14 protein-coding genes are annotated in these 16,427 nt (G+C 59.7%); 7 read left to right on the forward strand and 7 right to left on the reverse strand.

What is annotated here, in order from left to right; all coding sequences use genetic code 11:
• The first annotated feature begins 18 nt into the window (after positions 1-18).
• A complete protein-coding gene (locus BM254_RS02355) occupies positions 19-1,596 on the forward strand; it encodes a Re/Si-specific NAD(P)(+) transhydrogenase subunit alpha (protein WP_091998169.1) in 1,578 nt (525 codons plus the stop codon).
• A gap of 12 nt (positions 1,597-1,608) precedes the next feature.
• Entirely contained in the window at positions 1,609-3,000 is a 1,392-nt protein-coding gene (gene pntB, locus BM254_RS02360; protein WP_091998172.1) for a Re/Si-specific NAD(P)(+) transhydrogenase subunit beta, read from the forward strand.
• 25 nt (positions 3,001-3,025) lie between these two features.
• Here the strand turns inward: pntB and bamE are convergent, their stop codons facing one another.
• Positions 3,026-3,337 (reverse strand): outer membrane protein assembly factor BamE domain-containing protein, encoded by a 312-nt coding sequence (gene bamE / locus BM254_RS02365; RefSeq protein WP_091998174.1) that lies wholly within the window; start codon positions 3,335-3,337, stop codon positions 3,026-3,028.
• Between the two features lie 154 nt (positions 3,338-3,491).
• Positions 3,492-4,604: an NADH:flavin oxidoreductase gene (locus BM254_RS02370; RefSeq protein ID WP_091998176.1), complete on the reverse strand. Its 1,113-nt coding sequence runs from the start codon at positions 4,602-4,604 to the stop codon at positions 3,492-3,494.
• Positions 4,605-4,694: 90 nt separating this feature from the next.
• On the opposite strand from BM254_RS02370, the gene BM254_RS02375 reads away from it, so the two are divergent.
• Both BM254_RS02375 and BM254_RS02380 read left to right on the forward strand, forming a co-directional pair.
• Positions 4,695-5,165 (forward strand): winged helix-turn-helix transcriptional regulator, encoded by a 471-nt coding sequence (locus BM254_RS02375; protein WP_091998178.1) that lies wholly within the window; start codon positions 4,695-4,697, stop codon positions 5,163-5,165.
• A 157-nt stretch (positions 5,166-5,322) separates the two neighbouring features.
• A complete protein-coding gene (locus BM254_RS02380; protein WP_091998180.1) occupies positions 5,323-6,072 on the forward strand; it encodes an OmpW/AlkL family protein in 750 nt (249 codons plus the stop codon).
• A 137-nt stretch (positions 6,073-6,209) separates the two neighbouring features.
• On the opposite strand, the gene BM254_RS02385 is transcribed toward BM254_RS02380, so the two are convergent.
• Positions 6,210-7,841 carry a hypothetical protein gene (locus BM254_RS02385; RefSeq protein ID WP_091998182.1) on the reverse strand — a complete coding sequence of 544 codons (1,632 nt, stop codon included), beginning with the start codon at positions 7,839-7,841 and terminating at the stop codon, positions 6,210-6,212.
• 448 nt (positions 7,842-8,289) lie between these two features.
• On the opposite strand from BM254_RS02385, the gene BM254_RS02390 reads away from it, so the two are divergent.
• A complete protein-coding gene (locus BM254_RS02390; protein WP_139227001.1) occupies positions 8,290-10,539 on the forward strand; it encodes a choice-of-anchor O protein in 2,250 nt (749 codons plus the stop codon).
• Between the two features lie 53 nt (positions 10,540-10,592).
• Here BM254_RS02390 and mrtJ read toward each other — a convergent pair whose 3' ends face one another.
• Positions 10,593-11,078, reverse strand: a complete 486-nt coding sequence (gene mrtJ, locus BM254_RS02395) for a JDVT-CTERM system glutamic-type intramembrane protease MrtJ (protein ID WP_091998186.1) — start codon at positions 11,076-11,078, stop codon at positions 10,593-10,595.
• A 129-nt stretch (positions 11,079-11,207) separates the two neighbouring features.
• Entirely contained in the window at positions 11,208-12,521 is a 1,314-nt protein-coding gene (locus BM254_RS02400) for a DEAD/DEAH box helicase (RefSeq protein ID WP_091999137.1), read from the reverse strand.
• 345 nt (positions 12,522-12,866) lie between these two features.
• On the opposite strand from BM254_RS02400, the gene BM254_RS02405 reads away from it, so the two are divergent.
• On the forward strand, positions 12,867-13,718 hold the full coding sequence (locus BM254_RS02405; RefSeq protein ID WP_091998188.1) for a TlpA disulfide reductase family protein: 852 nt from the start codon (positions 12,867-12,869) through the stop codon (positions 13,716-13,718).
• Complete coding sequence (dsbG, locus tag BM254_RS02410; protein WP_091998190.1) at positions 13,715-14,491, forward strand: thiol:disulfide interchange protein DsbG; 777 nt, start codon at positions 13,715-13,717, stop codon at positions 14,489-14,491. The genes BM254_RS02405 and dsbG overlap by 4 nt, the downstream gene beginning before the upstream one ends.
• Before the next feature lie 12 nt (positions 14,492-14,503).
• Here the strand turns inward: dsbG and BM254_RS02415 are convergent, their stop codons facing one another.
• Together BM254_RS02415 and BM254_RS02420 are read right to left on the reverse strand one after the other, a co-directional pair.
• Positions 14,504-15,808 carry a hypothetical protein gene (locus BM254_RS02415; RefSeq protein ID WP_091998192.1) on the reverse strand — a complete coding sequence of 435 codons (1,305 nt, stop codon included), beginning with the start codon at positions 15,806-15,808 and terminating at the stop codon, positions 14,504-14,506.
• 96 nt (positions 15,809-15,904) lie between these two features.
• Positions 15,905-16,360, reverse strand: coding sequence for a DUF302 domain-containing protein (locus BM254_RS02420; RefSeq protein WP_091998194.1), 456 nt, complete (start codon positions 16,358-16,360; stop codon positions 15,905-15,907).
• Positions 16,361-16,427: the final 67 nt, after the last annotated feature.

A 16,427-nucleotide genomic window follows, 5' to 3' on the forward strand; every position in this document is an offset into this window, starting at 1 on the left:
TCCGGAGGCACGCCAATAATGAAAATCGGTATCCCCAGGGAAATTTTCGAGGACGAACGGCGGGTGGCCGCTACGCCACCCTCTGTTCACAAACTGATCGGACTTGGTTACGAGGTCATCGTCGAAGGCGGCGCCGGCGAGGCCGCGAACTACTCCGATGCCGCCTATGAAAAAGTGGGCGCAGCCATCGCAGCGGACACCGGCTCGCTGTGGAAAGAATCCGATTTCATCCTGAAGGTCCGGGCACCGATGGAAAACCCGGCGCTGGGCAAGCACGAAGCGGATCTGATGAAAGAGGGTGCGTTTCTGGTCAGCTACATCTGGCCGGCCCAGAATCCGGAACTGCTTGAGAAGCTCGCCGCCAGAAAGATTACGTCCTTCGCCATCGACAGCCTGCCCCGCATCAGCCGCGCCCAGAAAATGGACGCCCTCAGCGCCATGGCCAACATTGCCGGCTATCGGGCGGTGATCGAGGCGGCGAACCACTTCGGGCGTTTCTTTACCGGTCAGGTAACGGCCGCAGGCAAGGTGCCCCCGGCGAAGATCATGGTAATCGGTGCCGGGGTGGCAGGCCTCGCGGCGATCGGCGCCGCCAACAGCATGGGCGCTATCGTGCGGGCTTTCGATACCCGTCTTGAGGTGAAGGAACAGGTTGAGAGCATGGGGGCCGAGTTCCTGGTTCTGGACTTCGAGAATGAGGATGGCAGCGGCAGCGGTGGCTACGCCAAGCAGATGAGCGACGAGTTCATCAAGGCAGAGATGGCGTTGTTTGCGGAGCAGGCGAAAGAGGTGGATATCATCATCACCACCGCCCTGATTCCCGGCAAGCCGGCACCGAAACTGATCACCGCCGACATGGTGAAATCCATGAAACCCGGCAGCGTCATTGTCGACCTGGCCTCCGAGCGGGGCGGTAACTGCGAACTCACTGAACCCGGCAAGGTGGCACATCATCATGGCGTCACCCTGATCGGCTACACCGACCTGCCCAGCCGCATGGCCAAAGTGGCCAGTGATCTCTACGCCACCAACCTGGTGCACCTGCTCACCGAGCTGACGCCCGAAAAAGACGGCAAGCCACTGGTGAACATGGAAGACGAAGTCATTCGTGGCCTGACGGTAGTCCACGAGGACGACATCACCTGGCCACCACCGAAACCGGAATCGCCGGTCAGCCCCAAACCCGCACCGGGCACCGAGGAGCCTTCAGCCGAAGCAAAAGCGGCCGCCAAGAAGGAGGCGGACCGCCGCAGCCTGATCGGCAAGGGCGCGCTGTTCGTGGTTACGGCACTGGCACTCTACGGAGTGGGCGCCCACGCACCAGAGAGCTTCCTGCAGCACTTCACCGTGTTTGTGCTGGCCTGCTTTATTGGCTGGCAGGTGATCTGGAACGTGACCCCTTCTCTGCATACCCCCCTGATGAGCGTCACCAACGCCATCAGCGGCATCATCGTGATCGGCGCCATTCTGCACCTGGCCCAGTCGGAGAATATTGCCGTTGGCATCATGGCGTTTGTCGCGGTGCTGATTGCCAGCATCAACGTGGGCGGTGGCTTCCGGGTCACCCATCGCATGCTCAAAATGTTCCGCAAGTAGGAGGCGCCCGATATGAGCACAGGACTGGTGAGCGTGGCCTACGTGGTCGCAAGTATCTGTTTCATTCTCAGCCTGGGCGGCCTCAGCCACCAGGAATCGGCACGGCGAGGTAATCTCTACGGCGTTGCCGGCATCATCATCGCCGTGGGTGCCACGCTGGCCAGCGTTGACGGCGGCATCGTCTCGATCGTGGTTGCAGTTTTGCTGGGTGCCGGCATTGGCATCGCCATCGCCAACAAGGTGGAAATGACCCAGATGCCGCAACTGGTGGCCCTGCTTCACAGCTTTGTCGGCGCGGCAGCCGTGTTTGTGGGCTTTTCCGGCTACATCGAGCCGCTGATTGCCACCTCCGGAGCCGAGCACACCATCAAACTGGTGGAAGTCTTCGTTGGCACCTTCATTGGCGCGGTGACCTTCACGGGCTCTCTGGTGGCCTGCGGCAAGCTGGATGGTCGCATCGACAGCAAGGCCCTGACCCTGCCCGGCCGGCACCTGATGAACCTGGCGGCAATCATTGTCTGTGTATTCCTCGGGGCGTGGTTCCTGGGCACCGAGAGCATGGCCCTGGGCATTGTCGCCCTGGTGCTGATGACCGCGATTGCCTCGGTCCTTGGCATTCACCTGATCATGGCCATTGGCGGCGCCGATATGCCGGTGGTGGTGTCCATGCTCAACAGCTACTCCGGGTGGGCAGCGGCTTCCATCGGTTTCATGCTGGGCAACGACCTGTTGATTGTTGTTGGTGCCCTGGTGGGCAGCAGCGGTGCCATTCTCAGCTACATCATGTGCAAGGCCATGAACCGGTCATTCATCAGCGTGATCCTGGGCGGCTTCGGCCAGACCAGCAGCAGTTCGGCGGCCGCGGATACCGACCAGACAGTGCACGAATCCAGTGTCGATGATGTCTGTGAGGAACTGCGCAACGCCGAGTCGGTGATCATTGTTCCCGGTTACGGCATGGCGGTGGCCCAGGCCCAAAACGGTGTCAGCGAAATGACTAAAATCCTTCGGGACCGTGGGGTGAATGTGCGCTTTGGCATCCACCCGGTGGCGGGCCGCCTGCCGGGGCATATGAACGTGCTACTGGCCGAGGCCCACGTGCCCTATGACATCGTGCTGGAAATGGACGAGATCAACGCCGATTTCCCGGATACTGATGTGGTACTGGTGATCGGCGCCAACGACACGGTGAACCCGGCCGCCGCCGAAGACCCGGGCAGCCCGATTGCCGGCATGCCGGTGCTCGAGGTCTGGAAGGCCCGCCAGGTGGTTGTCCTCAAACGCGGCATGGCTACCGGTTATTCCGGCGTCGAGAACCCGCTGTTCTTCAAGGACAACGCCCGCATGCTGTTCGGCGATGCCAAGGAAAGCATCGACAAGCTGGTCAGCGGGTTGCGGGGCTGAGGCCAGCCCCTGTCTACTCCGGGCATTATTCGGTGGTGTTGTACACGTAGGACGACACGGTTCCGTCCTGGTTGAATCGCACGACCAGATCAGTGGTTTCCGCATCACCAAAAGCAGACCACTTGTACTTGCCATAGGTCCAGGTGCGTTTGCCATCCTCGACGCCGGTGCGCCAGGGTTCACCGAACAGTTCCTGGATATCTGACCGGGTGGTCTCGCCGATGCGGATCTGGTCGACGTTATGGGTCGGGAAATCGTGGCCAACGGTGGCACAGCCAACCAGAGTTGCGACCAGGATGGCCATTGCCATGGTTTTGAGTGACTGAAACGCAGTCATTGTGAACTCCCTGTTTACTTCTGAATTTCCCTAATCTTAGCTGTTATCTCGAAGGACGCGATTACGTGGCTGAGAGGTTCTGGCTCACTGCCCAGCCGCCACAAAAAAGCCGCAGGCCTTTCGGCGCTGCGGCACAGTGGGATCGAAGGGTCGATCAGTAAAGCTTGGCGAGGGACTTCTTGGCGAAGGATTCCACTTCCTCGAGGCGGCCTTCCTTCACCTTGACCAGCCATTCCGGGTCTTGCAGCAGAGCCCGACCAACGGCGATCAGCTCGAACTCGTGGTTGTTCATGCGCTCAACCAGCTCGTCGATGCCGGCCTTTTCCACCGCTTCTTTCTTGCTGGCGAAGGTGCCGCTGATGAAGTCTTCGGTGAGGCCGACGCTGCCGACGGACATGGTGGGCTTGCCGGACAGCTTCTGGGTCCAGCCGGCCAGGTTGAGGTTGGAGCCTTCAAACTCCGGCTCCCAGAACCGACGGGTGGACGCGTGGAAGATGTCCACACCGGCTTCCACCAGGGGCTTCAGGAAACGCTCAAGCTCTTCGGGACTGTGGACCAGCCTGGCCTCGTAATCCTGCTGCTTCCATTGGGAGAAACGCAGCATGATCGGGAAATCAGGACCGACACGGTGGCGGACTTCCTCGACGATCTCCACCACAAAGCGCAGGCGGTTTTCCAGGCTGCCGCCGTACTCGTCGTCCCGCTGGTTGGTGCCTTCCCACAGGAACTGGTCCAGCAGGTAACCATGGGCACCGTGGATCTCGACGCCGTCAAAACCCAGTGCTTTGGCATCCTGGGCGGCATCACCGAAGGCCTGGATGACTTCCTGAATATCTTCCTTCGTCATGGCCTTGCCGTTGGGCTTGCCCGGCGCGAACAGGCCGGAGGGGCTGTAACCGGGAACGGACGGATCCGGATCGGTGCCTTCTTTACGCACAGCGCCTACGTGCCAAAGCTGCGGGAAAATGGCGCCGCCGGCCTCATGCACGGCATCCACCACCTGCTTCCAGCCGGCCAGGGCTTCCTCGCCATGGAATGCCGGCACATTGGGATAGCCATTCGCCGCCGCATGGTTGACGGTAGTGCCTTCGGTAATGATCAGGCCAACACCGGCCTCGGCACGGCGGCGGTAATAAGCGACGACATCCTCACCCGGAACACCATTGGGGGAGAAATTGCGGGTCATCGGAGCCATGGCCACGCGGTTGCGCAGCTTGAGGTTGTGGATTTCAAACGGTTCAAACAAAGGACCCAGGTTCATGCTCATGGTAATGTGCAACCTCACTAATTTGGTTTCGTAAAGCAACCCTATTCAATCTGGTTTTAAGATGCAACCCTATTCGGTACACTCCCGTACATGGCCAGAAAACGTTTTGATGATTCCCAGTGCTCCGTCGCCCGCGCCCTCAATGAAGTGGGTGACTGGTGGTCGTTGTTGATCGTGCTGCAGGCGATGTACGGCACCCGCCGGTTCGTCGACTTTCAGCAGGAGCTGGGCATCGCCAAGAACATCCTCTGTGACCGTCTGGCGCGCCTGGTGGATAACGGGGTGCTGCGCAAGGTGGATGTCGGTGAGCATGGTTCCCGCTTCGAATACCGGCTCACCGAAAAGGGCCGGGATCTGTTCCCGGTGGTGATCGCCCTGCGCCAGTGGGGCGACAAGTGGAATCCGGCGCCTGATCAGGGGCCGCTCGACCTGCGCGACCGCGCCACCGGCCGGCCGATCCAGGAAGTTCAGGTTCGGGATGCGGACGGCCAGCCCCTGAGCATCCGCGACGTGTCTGTACCGGAAGAGCACCTGCCCTCCAACAAAAAGAACTCGGCCTGACCATACGCAGCACCCGCAGGTGTGCATTTTCTTGAGTTGGATCAATCCGCCGCTCAAAGCATCCCCATCCCCTGACGAATCTTGCGCTATATCAAGTTTCACTTCGCCGCTGTCATTAATCTGAAGCCATCGACGATTTGCATAAAGGAGATGGCTTATGTCCCGTTCTTTCAAACTTGGTGTACTGGCTGCTGCGGTTATGGCTGCGGCACCTGCAGCTCAGGCCTTCGAAGCTGGCGATTTTATTGGTCGTGTCGGTGCAGTTATGGTTGATCCCGACGCCTCCAGCAGTGACCTCAGAACAGATCTGGCTGCCCTGCCTTCCGTACCGGGCGCCCAGGTGGATGTGGATTCTGATACCCAGCTCGGGCTTCGGTTCAGTTACATGCTGACTGACCAGATTGCGGTGGGTGTGCTGGGTGCAACCCCCTTCAAACACGACATTGAAGGTGATGGCGCTGCGCTGGGTGGAGCCGGAAAGCTGGGTGAGACTAAGCACCTGCCCCCGACCATTACACTGCAGTACTTCCCGATGCCGAACAACAGCAAGTTCCAGCCTTACGTTGGTGCCGGCTTCAACTACACCATGTTCTTCGAAGAAAAAACCACCCAGACACTGACGGATACGGTTGATGCAGTAGCACAGGCCAATCTGGATACCCCTGCTGGAACAGTCGATCGCACAGATCTGTCTCTCGATGACAGCTTCGGCCTCGCCGCGGAAGTCGGCATGGACTACATGATCACCGAGAACATCGGCCTCAACGCTGCAATCTGGTGGGTCGACATTGATACCGACGCCGAGATCGGAGTCTACGCTGCAGACGGCAGCAAGATTACGACCGGCAAGCTCGACGTCGACATCGACCCCTGGGTCTACATGGTAGGCGTTTCCTACAAATTCTGATCCCCGTGCCCTCCGGCAGCCTCATGGTCTGTGGGCTGCCGGAAGGTGCGTTCTCCTGTGCGGGGCTATGCCCCGCTTTTTTGTGCCCCGAATAAGCTCGTCCCTGAGCCGGTTCTGGATCCAGTAACCTTCAATCCCTATTCAACGGCATCGACCGTGAAGTTCGCCGAGGCCAGTACTTCCGCAGGCGGCGGGTTGATACTGGCAATGGTCTCGAACTCGCGAATCCAGGGATGTTCGCCATGGGCCGCATCGACAAAGGTGGGGCGAATGCTCTGGTAGTACAGGGTGGATTCCACTCTGAACGGTGGCTTTGCCGTCTCCGGCATCGGCAGCTGGTAGGTAATGGTGTCCTGTCCGGCGTTGTTCAGATTGAAATCGGCGTCACCGTCCACGCCCTCAGGAAGTATTTCGGGAGGCACAACGCTGGAGTCAAATCCGCTCGGCGGAATGCGATTGTCCTTCAGGGATACAGAGGCATATAGCAATACATGGGTAATGGCGTTAGTGGTGGAGCCCATCACGACTTCATAGATGGGAATCTCTTCCGGTGTCGTCACCCGGTTAATGTGCGGTTGGTAACAAGCCGAGGAATCAAAGCCTGCCGGCTTCTTGATGGCCATGCACGCATCAGAGGTAAAGGCTGCATCTACCGTTAGCTGGTAGTTCTTGTCCGGGAAACCACTGTCAAACACCACCGCCCCTGCACTGTCGGTCACCCGGGTCGCGACCCAGATCCGACGGGAGGGGAAGCTGGTGGGCAGCTTGTGGCCGGTTTTGTTGGTGATGGTGAGATCGAAAGCCAACTCTGTACCGCTGAAAGCGGCATTGGCGGGCACCAGATCGGCTGATGTTTTCAGGAGCTCCCTCGTCAGTTCCGCAGTGGCGGCGAACTCTCCTTCCTCATTGATGTTGGCCCGGCCCAGTTCCTCCCGGAACAGTTCCAGGGTCTCCAGCAGCCAGGTATTGCCTCCGACCATAACGTGGGGAAAATAGGGGATGCGCTCGGGCCAATTCAGATTTACCGCGCCATTAGCCATGACAGCAATACGGGTTTGGTAATTTTCACTTATCTCCTGCCGAGCCATATGGCACTGCTGACAGGAAGTGGTGGTGCTGCCATCGGGTCCGAAATCGCTGGCCGCCCACTCGGTGTAGGGAGTCTGCTCCGGGAAAACCTCACCATTGGGCTCGTCCGTCACCATGTCGAGCGTCGGGGTAAACAGATCGTGGCAACTGGCACAGTGGCGGGAATCTCCCATGTGCATGCCATATTCTGGTGTGAAGCCCACCTGGTTCTGCATCGCCTGCCCGCGAGGGTTCTGGTACGGACCATAGATGGTGAAAGCATCCGGGTGGTTCTCATCCACAATCTCATAATCGCCGGAATGCACATACCCATCGAGCACCGAATCCGTGATCTGGTGGCAGGCGGTACAACTGATACCTTCCCGGGCGCTCGGATCTTCCAGCGCCTGATCGGCCCGGTAACAACCGTCTTCGAGAAGACAGGACTCATCCTGTACCAGACTGACCCCGGTCTGGTGGGCATGGGTTCGCGCCATGGGGCTGTGACAGGTCAGGCAGGTGTCCTCGATAAAACCTGCCAGATGGGGAAAGACTTCGGTTTCATGCATCATGACCGCGCGGAAATACGGGTCCGTGAAGGCATTGGCCATCACGCTGCTTTTCCAGTCATAGAAGGGGCTGATGTCCTCGCCGTCCGGCGACGGCTGGTTTTCCGAAACCAGGGGATCAGGTGATCGCATGACGGCGGGGTCTTCCCCCGGCTGGCTTGCGGTGTGGCACTGGCCGCAGTCGGCTGCCGCTATGAAAACCCCCGTCTGCTCCCAGTGTTCGATCTGCGTGGTTAGAGACGGAAGTACCGGGTCATCGTCACCGGTATCCGTGTCTCCGGAACTTCCCCCACCTCCGTCGCTACAGCCTGCAAGAGCAATAATGAAAACTGCGACAACATGTCGCACCATTCCCGACAAACCCGCAACGTTTGTATTCATGCTGCTATCCCTCTGATTTTGATTCCCTTTAATGTGATACAGCACGGCCTTGCCGACGTTGACCCTGGTCAGATTTTACTCAGACGACAGAAAATACTAATAGCCCGAAATGACAACCTGAACTACAAGTAAAGTGCAAAAAGCGATCAGGAGCCAGTTGTCCCTGACCCTTGAAACAATGGATGTGATGAGGTTTTTCATGAAACAGAAGGTTTTGGTAACGGCGGTAGTGGCAGCGATGGCTGCACCGGGCGCAAGTTGGGCGGCAACCGGGCTCGATTTTGGAGAAAGTGTTGAACTCAGTGCCAACGGTGGCGCGAATAAGACGAAGATTTCGAGGCTGGCTAATGGTCGGCTGTTGGCAGTGTTTGGCGACTATACTGATCCGGCCAACTATCCCGTCTATGACGTCAAGGGTCAGGAAGAGCGTCCTGCCCGGGATCTGTTTGTACGTACCTGTGAGGCGACTTCAGATTGCTCCGTAGAGTCTAATTGGTCGGAACTGACTAACATTTCAAACACAGCTGCTGAATCTTCCATGGATACGGATTGGGACGGCAATGGTACGCGAACCCCATTTTATGGCGATTCCGAAAAACCAAACCTCTACGCCGCCGGCGACCGCATCGTGGTCACCTGGGTCGACAAATTCTGTCCCGGTGGAGAGCAACGTTCAGTCAGCTACCTGACCCTCGACAATCGGGAAATTCCCTTTGCCTGTACCTATGCCGTAACCGGCCTAAATGGCGAAGAGGGCATCACCTGGGGTGATCCGGTACAGCTGTCGACCGGTGAACGCGACGCCAAACAGGACGTAAACCGTGGCTTGGGTACCGGCGAGTGGGCGGTTACCTGGCAGGAAGATCCTCGCGGCCTGCAACTCGGTGAGGCTGATGGCCCGGGTGATGGTGCTTCCGGGGCCAACGTCAGCTCTGGCACCGACATCTGGTACAGCTACGCGCTCAAAGAATGGCTCGATCAGGACGATGTGACCGAGGGAAATCAGATCTGGTCAACGCCGGTTCGCATTACTGACAACTTCAACGGCCAGAATGCCTCCGGGAACTACAACGCTATTCGTGACATCGATGGCGTGCTACTCGGGCCACTCGAAGACGGTGGATCAGGTTCTGGTGAAGTCGTCATCGAAAGTGGTGTCGCTGGCGCCTCACGGGCGAACCTGGGGGTCATGAAGGGAACTCTGGATTCGGCGCCACAGGTAATCGTGGCCTATGAGGAAACCAAAGGGTCCGGTGGCCTGGATGAGGGTAAATTTGTCCGGTACCACACCTTTAACTGGAACACTCCGCCTAGCTGGACTTCCATTACCGATACCATTCCCGAAGAAACGGCCGGCTGCATCATCAGCGATCCGCTTCTGAATGCCCGTCGCGTGCGTTTTGTCATGCAGCGCGAGCCGGGTGCTGAAAGCGGAATGCGCCTGGGCATCTTCTGGAAAGAGGGCGAATTTACGCAGGGCGGTCCTTCCGACATCATGCTGCGTAAGGGTATCGTGGCCGGCGGCAACGGTTTCTCCCCCGCAGAAATGGTTCCAGCCGTGGATGCAGGCAACTGTTTTGAGTCGGATTTCTTGCTGGCTACCCAGCTTGATAACGCTCCGGCTCTGAACATGAGCAGCCGTACCGAGGAAGCAGAAGCCACCACGGATGCGGATATTGCCACCTCCACCCTGTCCGACGACACGTACCAGAAGGTCGAGGAGAACGCCATCGCCCACCGCGGTCTGCTTCGTGGCGATGACCTCTACGTGGGTTACACCTACACACCGGTGCTGGCAGAACTGTTGTACACCAACACCAAGAACTACAACTTCTACATGCGCCATTACGACGGCGTGGCCGGTACCTGGTCGGCGCCGGACAACCTGAGCAATATCACCGATACCTCCATCAACGTGCGTGAACCGCGACTGGTGGGCACACCGGGGAATACACCTGCATGTAGTTCAAACCCGGAGGAATGCCAGGACCAAAGCCGCTTCTACGTAGCCTGGGGCACCCAGACCAACGTCTCCGAATGGAGTCTGGAAGAGCCGAGTGAGCTGGATCTTTACGCCGCACTCGCCGAAGACAAGGGCGCCACCTATACAGATGTGACCCGATTCGCCGGTGAAGCTGACGATGTGGAAGACTTCGAGTCCCAGATCCAGATGACGCCGGCCGGCAACAACCTGTACGTGGTCTGGAACGAGAACCGGGATGGCGGCACCCATGCCATGTTCCGTCAGTCCACAACAGTTGAAGTTGCGGATGATGGCACTGATGGCGGTACCGATGACGGCGACAGCACCGCTTCATCAAGCAGCAGCGATGGCACTCTCTTCGGCTGCAGCTACAAGCCGGGCGCACCGTTTGACCCGACCCTGTTCCTGCTGACGGCCCTGGCCATCGGTGGTCTGACTGTCCGCAAGATCAAGGCTCGTGCCTGATAGCTGAGAGTCGCAACCCTTTCAACCCCGGCCCTGTGCCGGGGTTTTTTCGTTCAGGATCCGGAGAACAGCAACCAGCCGGGAATCAGGCAGGCGTTATAGGCAGAATGCAGGATCACAGGGCCAAGAAGGGACCCATGGCGGTCGCGGAAATAGCCGAACACCAGGCCGGGGAAAAACACCAGCCAGGCCAGCGGGTCGGCCCGGTAAACCAGATGCAGGGTGGTGAAGAGGATGGCCGTCAGCACATTGGCGAGTGACAGCCCCATCAGTGCCCGTTGACCGAACGTGGTGGTGCTGAGATAGCCCTGGAGCGCTCCCCGGAACAGCAGTTCCTCCAGTACCGGGTACCAGAGCACAAGGGAAAAGGCCTGGAGCAGGGTCAGGCTGACACCGGAAGAGCCGGCAACCGACAAGCCCGCCACCAAAAGGCTCACACCACACCCGGGCACCAGCGCCAGAATGAACTGTCGGTCCGTGAACAGCCGGGGCGGCGGTACCAGCCCCAGATCTTCCCTTACATTTGTTTCGGTCGCCATGGATGGGCACTTGCGCCTTTTGCCGGAGTAACAACTCTGGATACTAGAGCATTACCCCGGCCAAAGTCAGGCACCAGAAACAACAAAGCGGAGCCAATGGCTCCGCTTTGAAAGGACTTACCGGGCGACTCAGGCGCTCTGGCGTTGCGCCGACCGGCCCCGCTGGCCACCGCCATTGCGGCTCCGGCTCTCACCAGGACGGCCGCCAAAGCTGCGGCCATTGCCGGCAGGCTTGCCATTGGCACCGCTACGCCCGTTACGGCTGCGGGCTTTGGCCGGATCGGCCTTGGCCTTGGGCTTCAACGGCAGGTTGTTTTTCGGCTCGAAGCCTTCCACTTCCTTGCGCGGCAGCTGCTTCTTGATCAGCTTCTCGATGCCCGCCAGCAGTTTGCCCTCATCGGCACTGACCAGGGACAACGCATGGCCGCTCTCACCGGCACGGCCGGTACGGCCAATCCGGTGCACATAATCTTCCGGCACGTTCGGCAGTTCAAAGTTGACCACCTGCGGCAGCTGTTTGATGTCCAGGCCACGGGCTGCGATGTCGGTGGCAACCAGTACCCGGATATCACCCTGCTTGAACTCGGCCAGCGCCCGGGTGCGCGCACCCTGGGACTTGTTGCCATGGATGGCAGCGGCGGTGATACCGTCCTGCTCCAGCTTCTTGGTCAGGCGGTTGGCACCGTGCTTGGTACGGGTGAACACCAGCACCTGTTCCCAGGCGTTGTCCCGCACCAGCTTGCTCAGCAGGGCGGTCTTCTGGCTCTGGTCTACCGGGTAAATTGATTGCTTGATGCTCTCTGCTGCGGTGTTACGGGCCGCCACTTCCACCTGAACCGGATCGTTCAGCAGGCCCTGGGCCAGGCCACGGATCTCGTTGGAGAAGGTGGCGGAGAACAGCAGGTTCTGGCGCTTGGCCGGCAACAGCGCCAGGATCTTGCGGATGTCGCGGATGAAGCCCATATCGAGCATGCGGTCGGCTTCGTCCAGCACCAGGATTTCCACTTCGTTGAAGCGCACCGCATTCTGCTGGTACAGATCCATCAGCCGTCCCGGTGTTGCCACCAGCACGTCCAGGCCCTTGCGCAGCTTCATCATCTGGGGATTGATCTTGACCCCGCCGAAAACCACAGCGGACTTGGTCGGCATGTACTTGCTGTACAGGGCCACGCTGTCGTGAACCTGGGCCGCCAGCTCGCGGGTCGGCGCCAGGATCAGGGCACGGGGGCCCTTGCCGGAGCGCGGATTGGCCGCAAGGCGCTGCAAAAGCGGCAGGGTAAAGCCGGCAGTCTTGCCGGTACCGGTCTGGGCGGCAGCCATCACATCCTTGCCGGACAGCACCGCCGGGATGGCCTGCTGCTGGATCGGAGACGGGGTTTCATAGCCCTGGTCGGTAGTGGCACGGACCAGCTGCTCGGACAAACCGAGAGAAGAAAAACTCATATTGGATAAACTCTTGATTGATTCTGCCTCCACGAACACCGTCCATCGGCGAATGCGGGCAGAAACCATGATGATTCATGGAAAAATGACGACTACAGTCACACGCCGTTATCGGCGGGACGTCCTCTGACAGGTCGTATGGAGGTTCGCAAAGCGGCCTGTTGGCCGTGATAGTGCGGAATCCCTAGAGGCAGGATGCAGGCACAGTAACAGAGGGTCCGGGAAATAGCTATAAGTGGTTTCATTAGCAGGCTTTCATCTTCGGAAAAAGATGGAACTCCGGCGAATGTCTCTGGTCACTAGCGCCCGTATCATTCTACAAATCCGCCAAATTTTGGAGATTCCATGCTCAGCGTCGGCGTTGGTCCCCTCAGCCTGTCCATCGGGCATCTGCTTATTGTTCTGGCCTTTGTTGTGGCCCTGATTGTCGGCGCGCTCACCGGTCGCAAGCAAAAAACCCCGATATCCGGCTCCCTGGCGGATATTTTCCTGGTGGCCATGATCGGTTCCCGTATCGGCTTCGTGGTCCGTTATTTCGAGCATTACCAGGGTGACTGGCTGGGTATGATCGATATCCGCGATGGCGGTTTTGATCCGGTGACCGGCCTGATCGTGGCACTTGTCTTTGCCGGGTACCTGATGTGGCGGCGCGCAAACATTCGCCGGGCCCTGGGCACCGCCGTTGCCGCGGGCATGATCACCTGGGGCTTCACCACCGGAGTCATTACCCTGATCAACCAGCAGACCCAGGGGTTGCCCGAAGTCGCGCTGACCGACCTCAACGAACAGCCGGTCAGCCTGGCCGACATTTCCCGGGGCCAGCCCGTTGTGGTGAATCTCTGGGCCACCTGGTGCCCACCGTGCATTCGTGAAATGCCGGTACTGGAGGAAGCCCAGCAACGGTATCCCGGTATCAACTTCGTGTTCGCCAACCAGGGCGAGCACCCCGAGACCATCCGCAAGTTCCTGAGCGAACAGAACCTGCACCTCGACCATGTACTCAGTGACCGCCCGGGCAGTTTCGGCCGGGTCGTGGGCAGCCAGGGCTTGCCCACGACCCTGTTCTACAACGCCGAGGGCAACCTGGTGGACACCCACATGGGCGAACTGTCACGCGCCAGCCTGGCCCGGAGCCTCGAGCGCTTCGATTCCGGCTTTCTCCCATCCTCCCCATCCAAGGAGTTAACATCCCGATGAGCAATTCCCCACTCCCGCGCCTGTTCAGGGGCGCCCTGCTGACCTCTGCCCTTTTTACAGCCACTGTGCAGGCACAGGACTATCCGCCGGCCATCCAGTCCCTGGAACAACAGGGTGTGAAGGTTGTGGACAGCTTTGACGCCCCGGGCGGCATGACCGGCTATGTCGGCGAAATGCAGGGGCGGTCGCTGGCCTTTTACCTGACACCCGATGGCAGGCACGTGATCGTTGGCACCCTGCTGGACGAGGAAGGGAACAACCTCAGTGCTGCCAGCATCCAGGAACTGATCGAAGGCCCGAAGTTCGCCGAAGCCTGGCCGCAACTGGAGGACAGCAACTGGGTACAGGATGGTTCCAGCGATGCGGACACCATCATCTACACCTTCACCGACCCCAACTGCCCCTACTGCTACCGGTTCCGCCAGCAGGCCGAGCCCTGGATTGCCGCCGGCAAGGTCCAGCTGCGCCATATCCTGGTGGGCATTCTGAAAGAAGACAGCCTGACCAAAGCCGCCACGATTCTCGGCAGTGAAAACCCCGAAGAAGCACTGCACGATCACCAGGCCAGCTACCAGCAGGGCGGCATCGAGGTTGACCGCAAGCTGGTAAGCGCGGCTCGCATGGACGTCAAAGCCAATAACCGCCTGATGCAGGAGCTGGGTCTCCGCGCCACACCGAGCACTCTCTACAAGGACGACGAGGGCAAGGTGATGATGGTGCAGGGCCTGCCGAATCCCCAGGCCCTGGAGCGCATGATGGGGCCTAAACCCTGAGTGCTGTTCAGGTCAGGCCAGCCAGGCGGTCAGAATAACGGCCGTCAGGCTGGCAAGGGTCAGCCCGGACAGGGAAAGGGGAAGGCTCCAGCGGAACGAGGCGTCTACGGCCGGGTACCCGGTCAATCGCTCCATGATCAGGGCGTTGGCGGCAAACGGGGTTCCAAAGGCGGTAATGCCCCAGCCGGTCACCATGCCGATACCCAGTCCGATCAGAGCTTCCGACGGCCAGAGGGATCCCAGGACACCGCCAACCAGGGTCCCGACCACGATGGGATTAACACCGCCCAGACCCGCAAGGAAATAAACCCAGGGCACGCAGGCGGCCAGAATGGGCCAGCTCCAGGCCGGCAGGTCGGCGTTACCGCTGATCTGACCCAGCACCACGCCACTGATGACCGAACCGATGAAAGCCGAACCGCCAACAATGGCCAGCTCGTTACTGACGTTCGCCATGTTGGCCATGGGCGGATTCTGGCGGCGGCTCCAGGCCAGCAGGCGCCCTCCCAACACAGCGCCCAGGCAAGAGAGGGTTACCGCGTAGGCGTAGCTGAGGTCGAACCGGTGGCTAAGCACGAAGACACCCACGCAAATGGCCAGGACCAGGCCACCAAACCGTACCCAGGTTGCCACGCCGGCCATGTTTTCCGGGGCAACCTGTTCCTGGCCGGTTTCCGGGTCCCGCCAGAACAGGCCCATCAGGATCAGTAAAACCGAAAAAGGAATTGCGAGCGACAGCAGCTCGATACTGCCAAGGCCTGGCAACAGGGTGAGCGTGAGCACCACCGAAATCGAAAGCGGTGAGAAAATCGGCGATACCCCGAACCCACGGAGCACCGCCCGGGTGGCGTTGCGGGTAGCAGCCGAACCCCCTCCGCGGCGGATACGCTCGCCCACCAGGCTGCCAACGACCGCCACCGAGCCAAAGTTCAGCGGAATGGATACCAGGGAGGTACCGAAGGCCAGGCTCAGGTAACGGGTCAGGGGCTTGCCACCGAAGAGACTGGCTGAAATCCGTTGCAGATCCCGGGAACGACCCAGCACGTTGGACAGCAACATCACCGCCAGCACAAGCCCCGCCAGACGGGTCATATTGTTGGCAGCATCCACAATCAGTCCCGGATCCCGGCCCAGCGCGAACACCAGGGCCAGGACGGCAACGGAAAACACCACCCTCGGCACCCGGCGCATGTCCTGCCAGCCCAGCAGCACCGCCAGGCCCACCGCGACCGCACCCACAAGCGCCATCCCCGGCAACAACGAGAGCACCGCGGCAATCAGGGCAAGGTAGGCGAGAATGGAACGGATCGACTGCAAGGGTATGCTTCCTCAATAGGCGAGGCGCCGATATTAAGGAAGCTACTTACGCACCGCCATCAGCATTTATGGGGATAGATCCCGGTTGGCCGGGATCTATTTTGTTGCTGCCTCAGCGAAATTAGCCAACGCGTTGTTCACCTTACCCAGGACTTCGTCACAGCCCTCGATGGTATGCCGGGCTTTCAGGTAGGCGGGATCGTTGTAGCCGAACCACACCTGACCCTGTTCGTCCTCCCAGATCAGGGCCTTCTGGGGAAGGTCCACTGCCACACTCTGGGCACACTGCATCAGCGGCGTCCCCACTTTCGGGTTACCAAAGATCACCAGCTCCGTGGGGCGCAACTCCATACCGGCAGAATCCGCGCCAGCGGCGTGGTTGATCCGGTTCATGATCTTCATGCCTTTCTCCTGCAACACGGCTTCGAGCCGGTCTGCAGTCTCTGCCACACCGTGGTTGCTCTTCACCACAATCAGTCCGTCGGCGGCATGGGCCAGTGAACCCAGCACAAGGACGAGTACGAACGAAACAGGTTTGATCAGGAAATTCATAGCGGTGACCCCTTCAGGGAAATGTAATCTCCAGTCTAGACCACCGGGCGAATCTTGATGCATCCAT

Origin of the sequence: Marinobacter pelagius (genome assembly GCF_900114925.1) — a bacterium.
In the GTDB taxonomy this organism is placed as follows: Bacteria; Pseudomonadota; Gammaproteobacteria; order Pseudomonadales; family Oleiphilaceae; genus Marinobacter; species Marinobacter pelagius.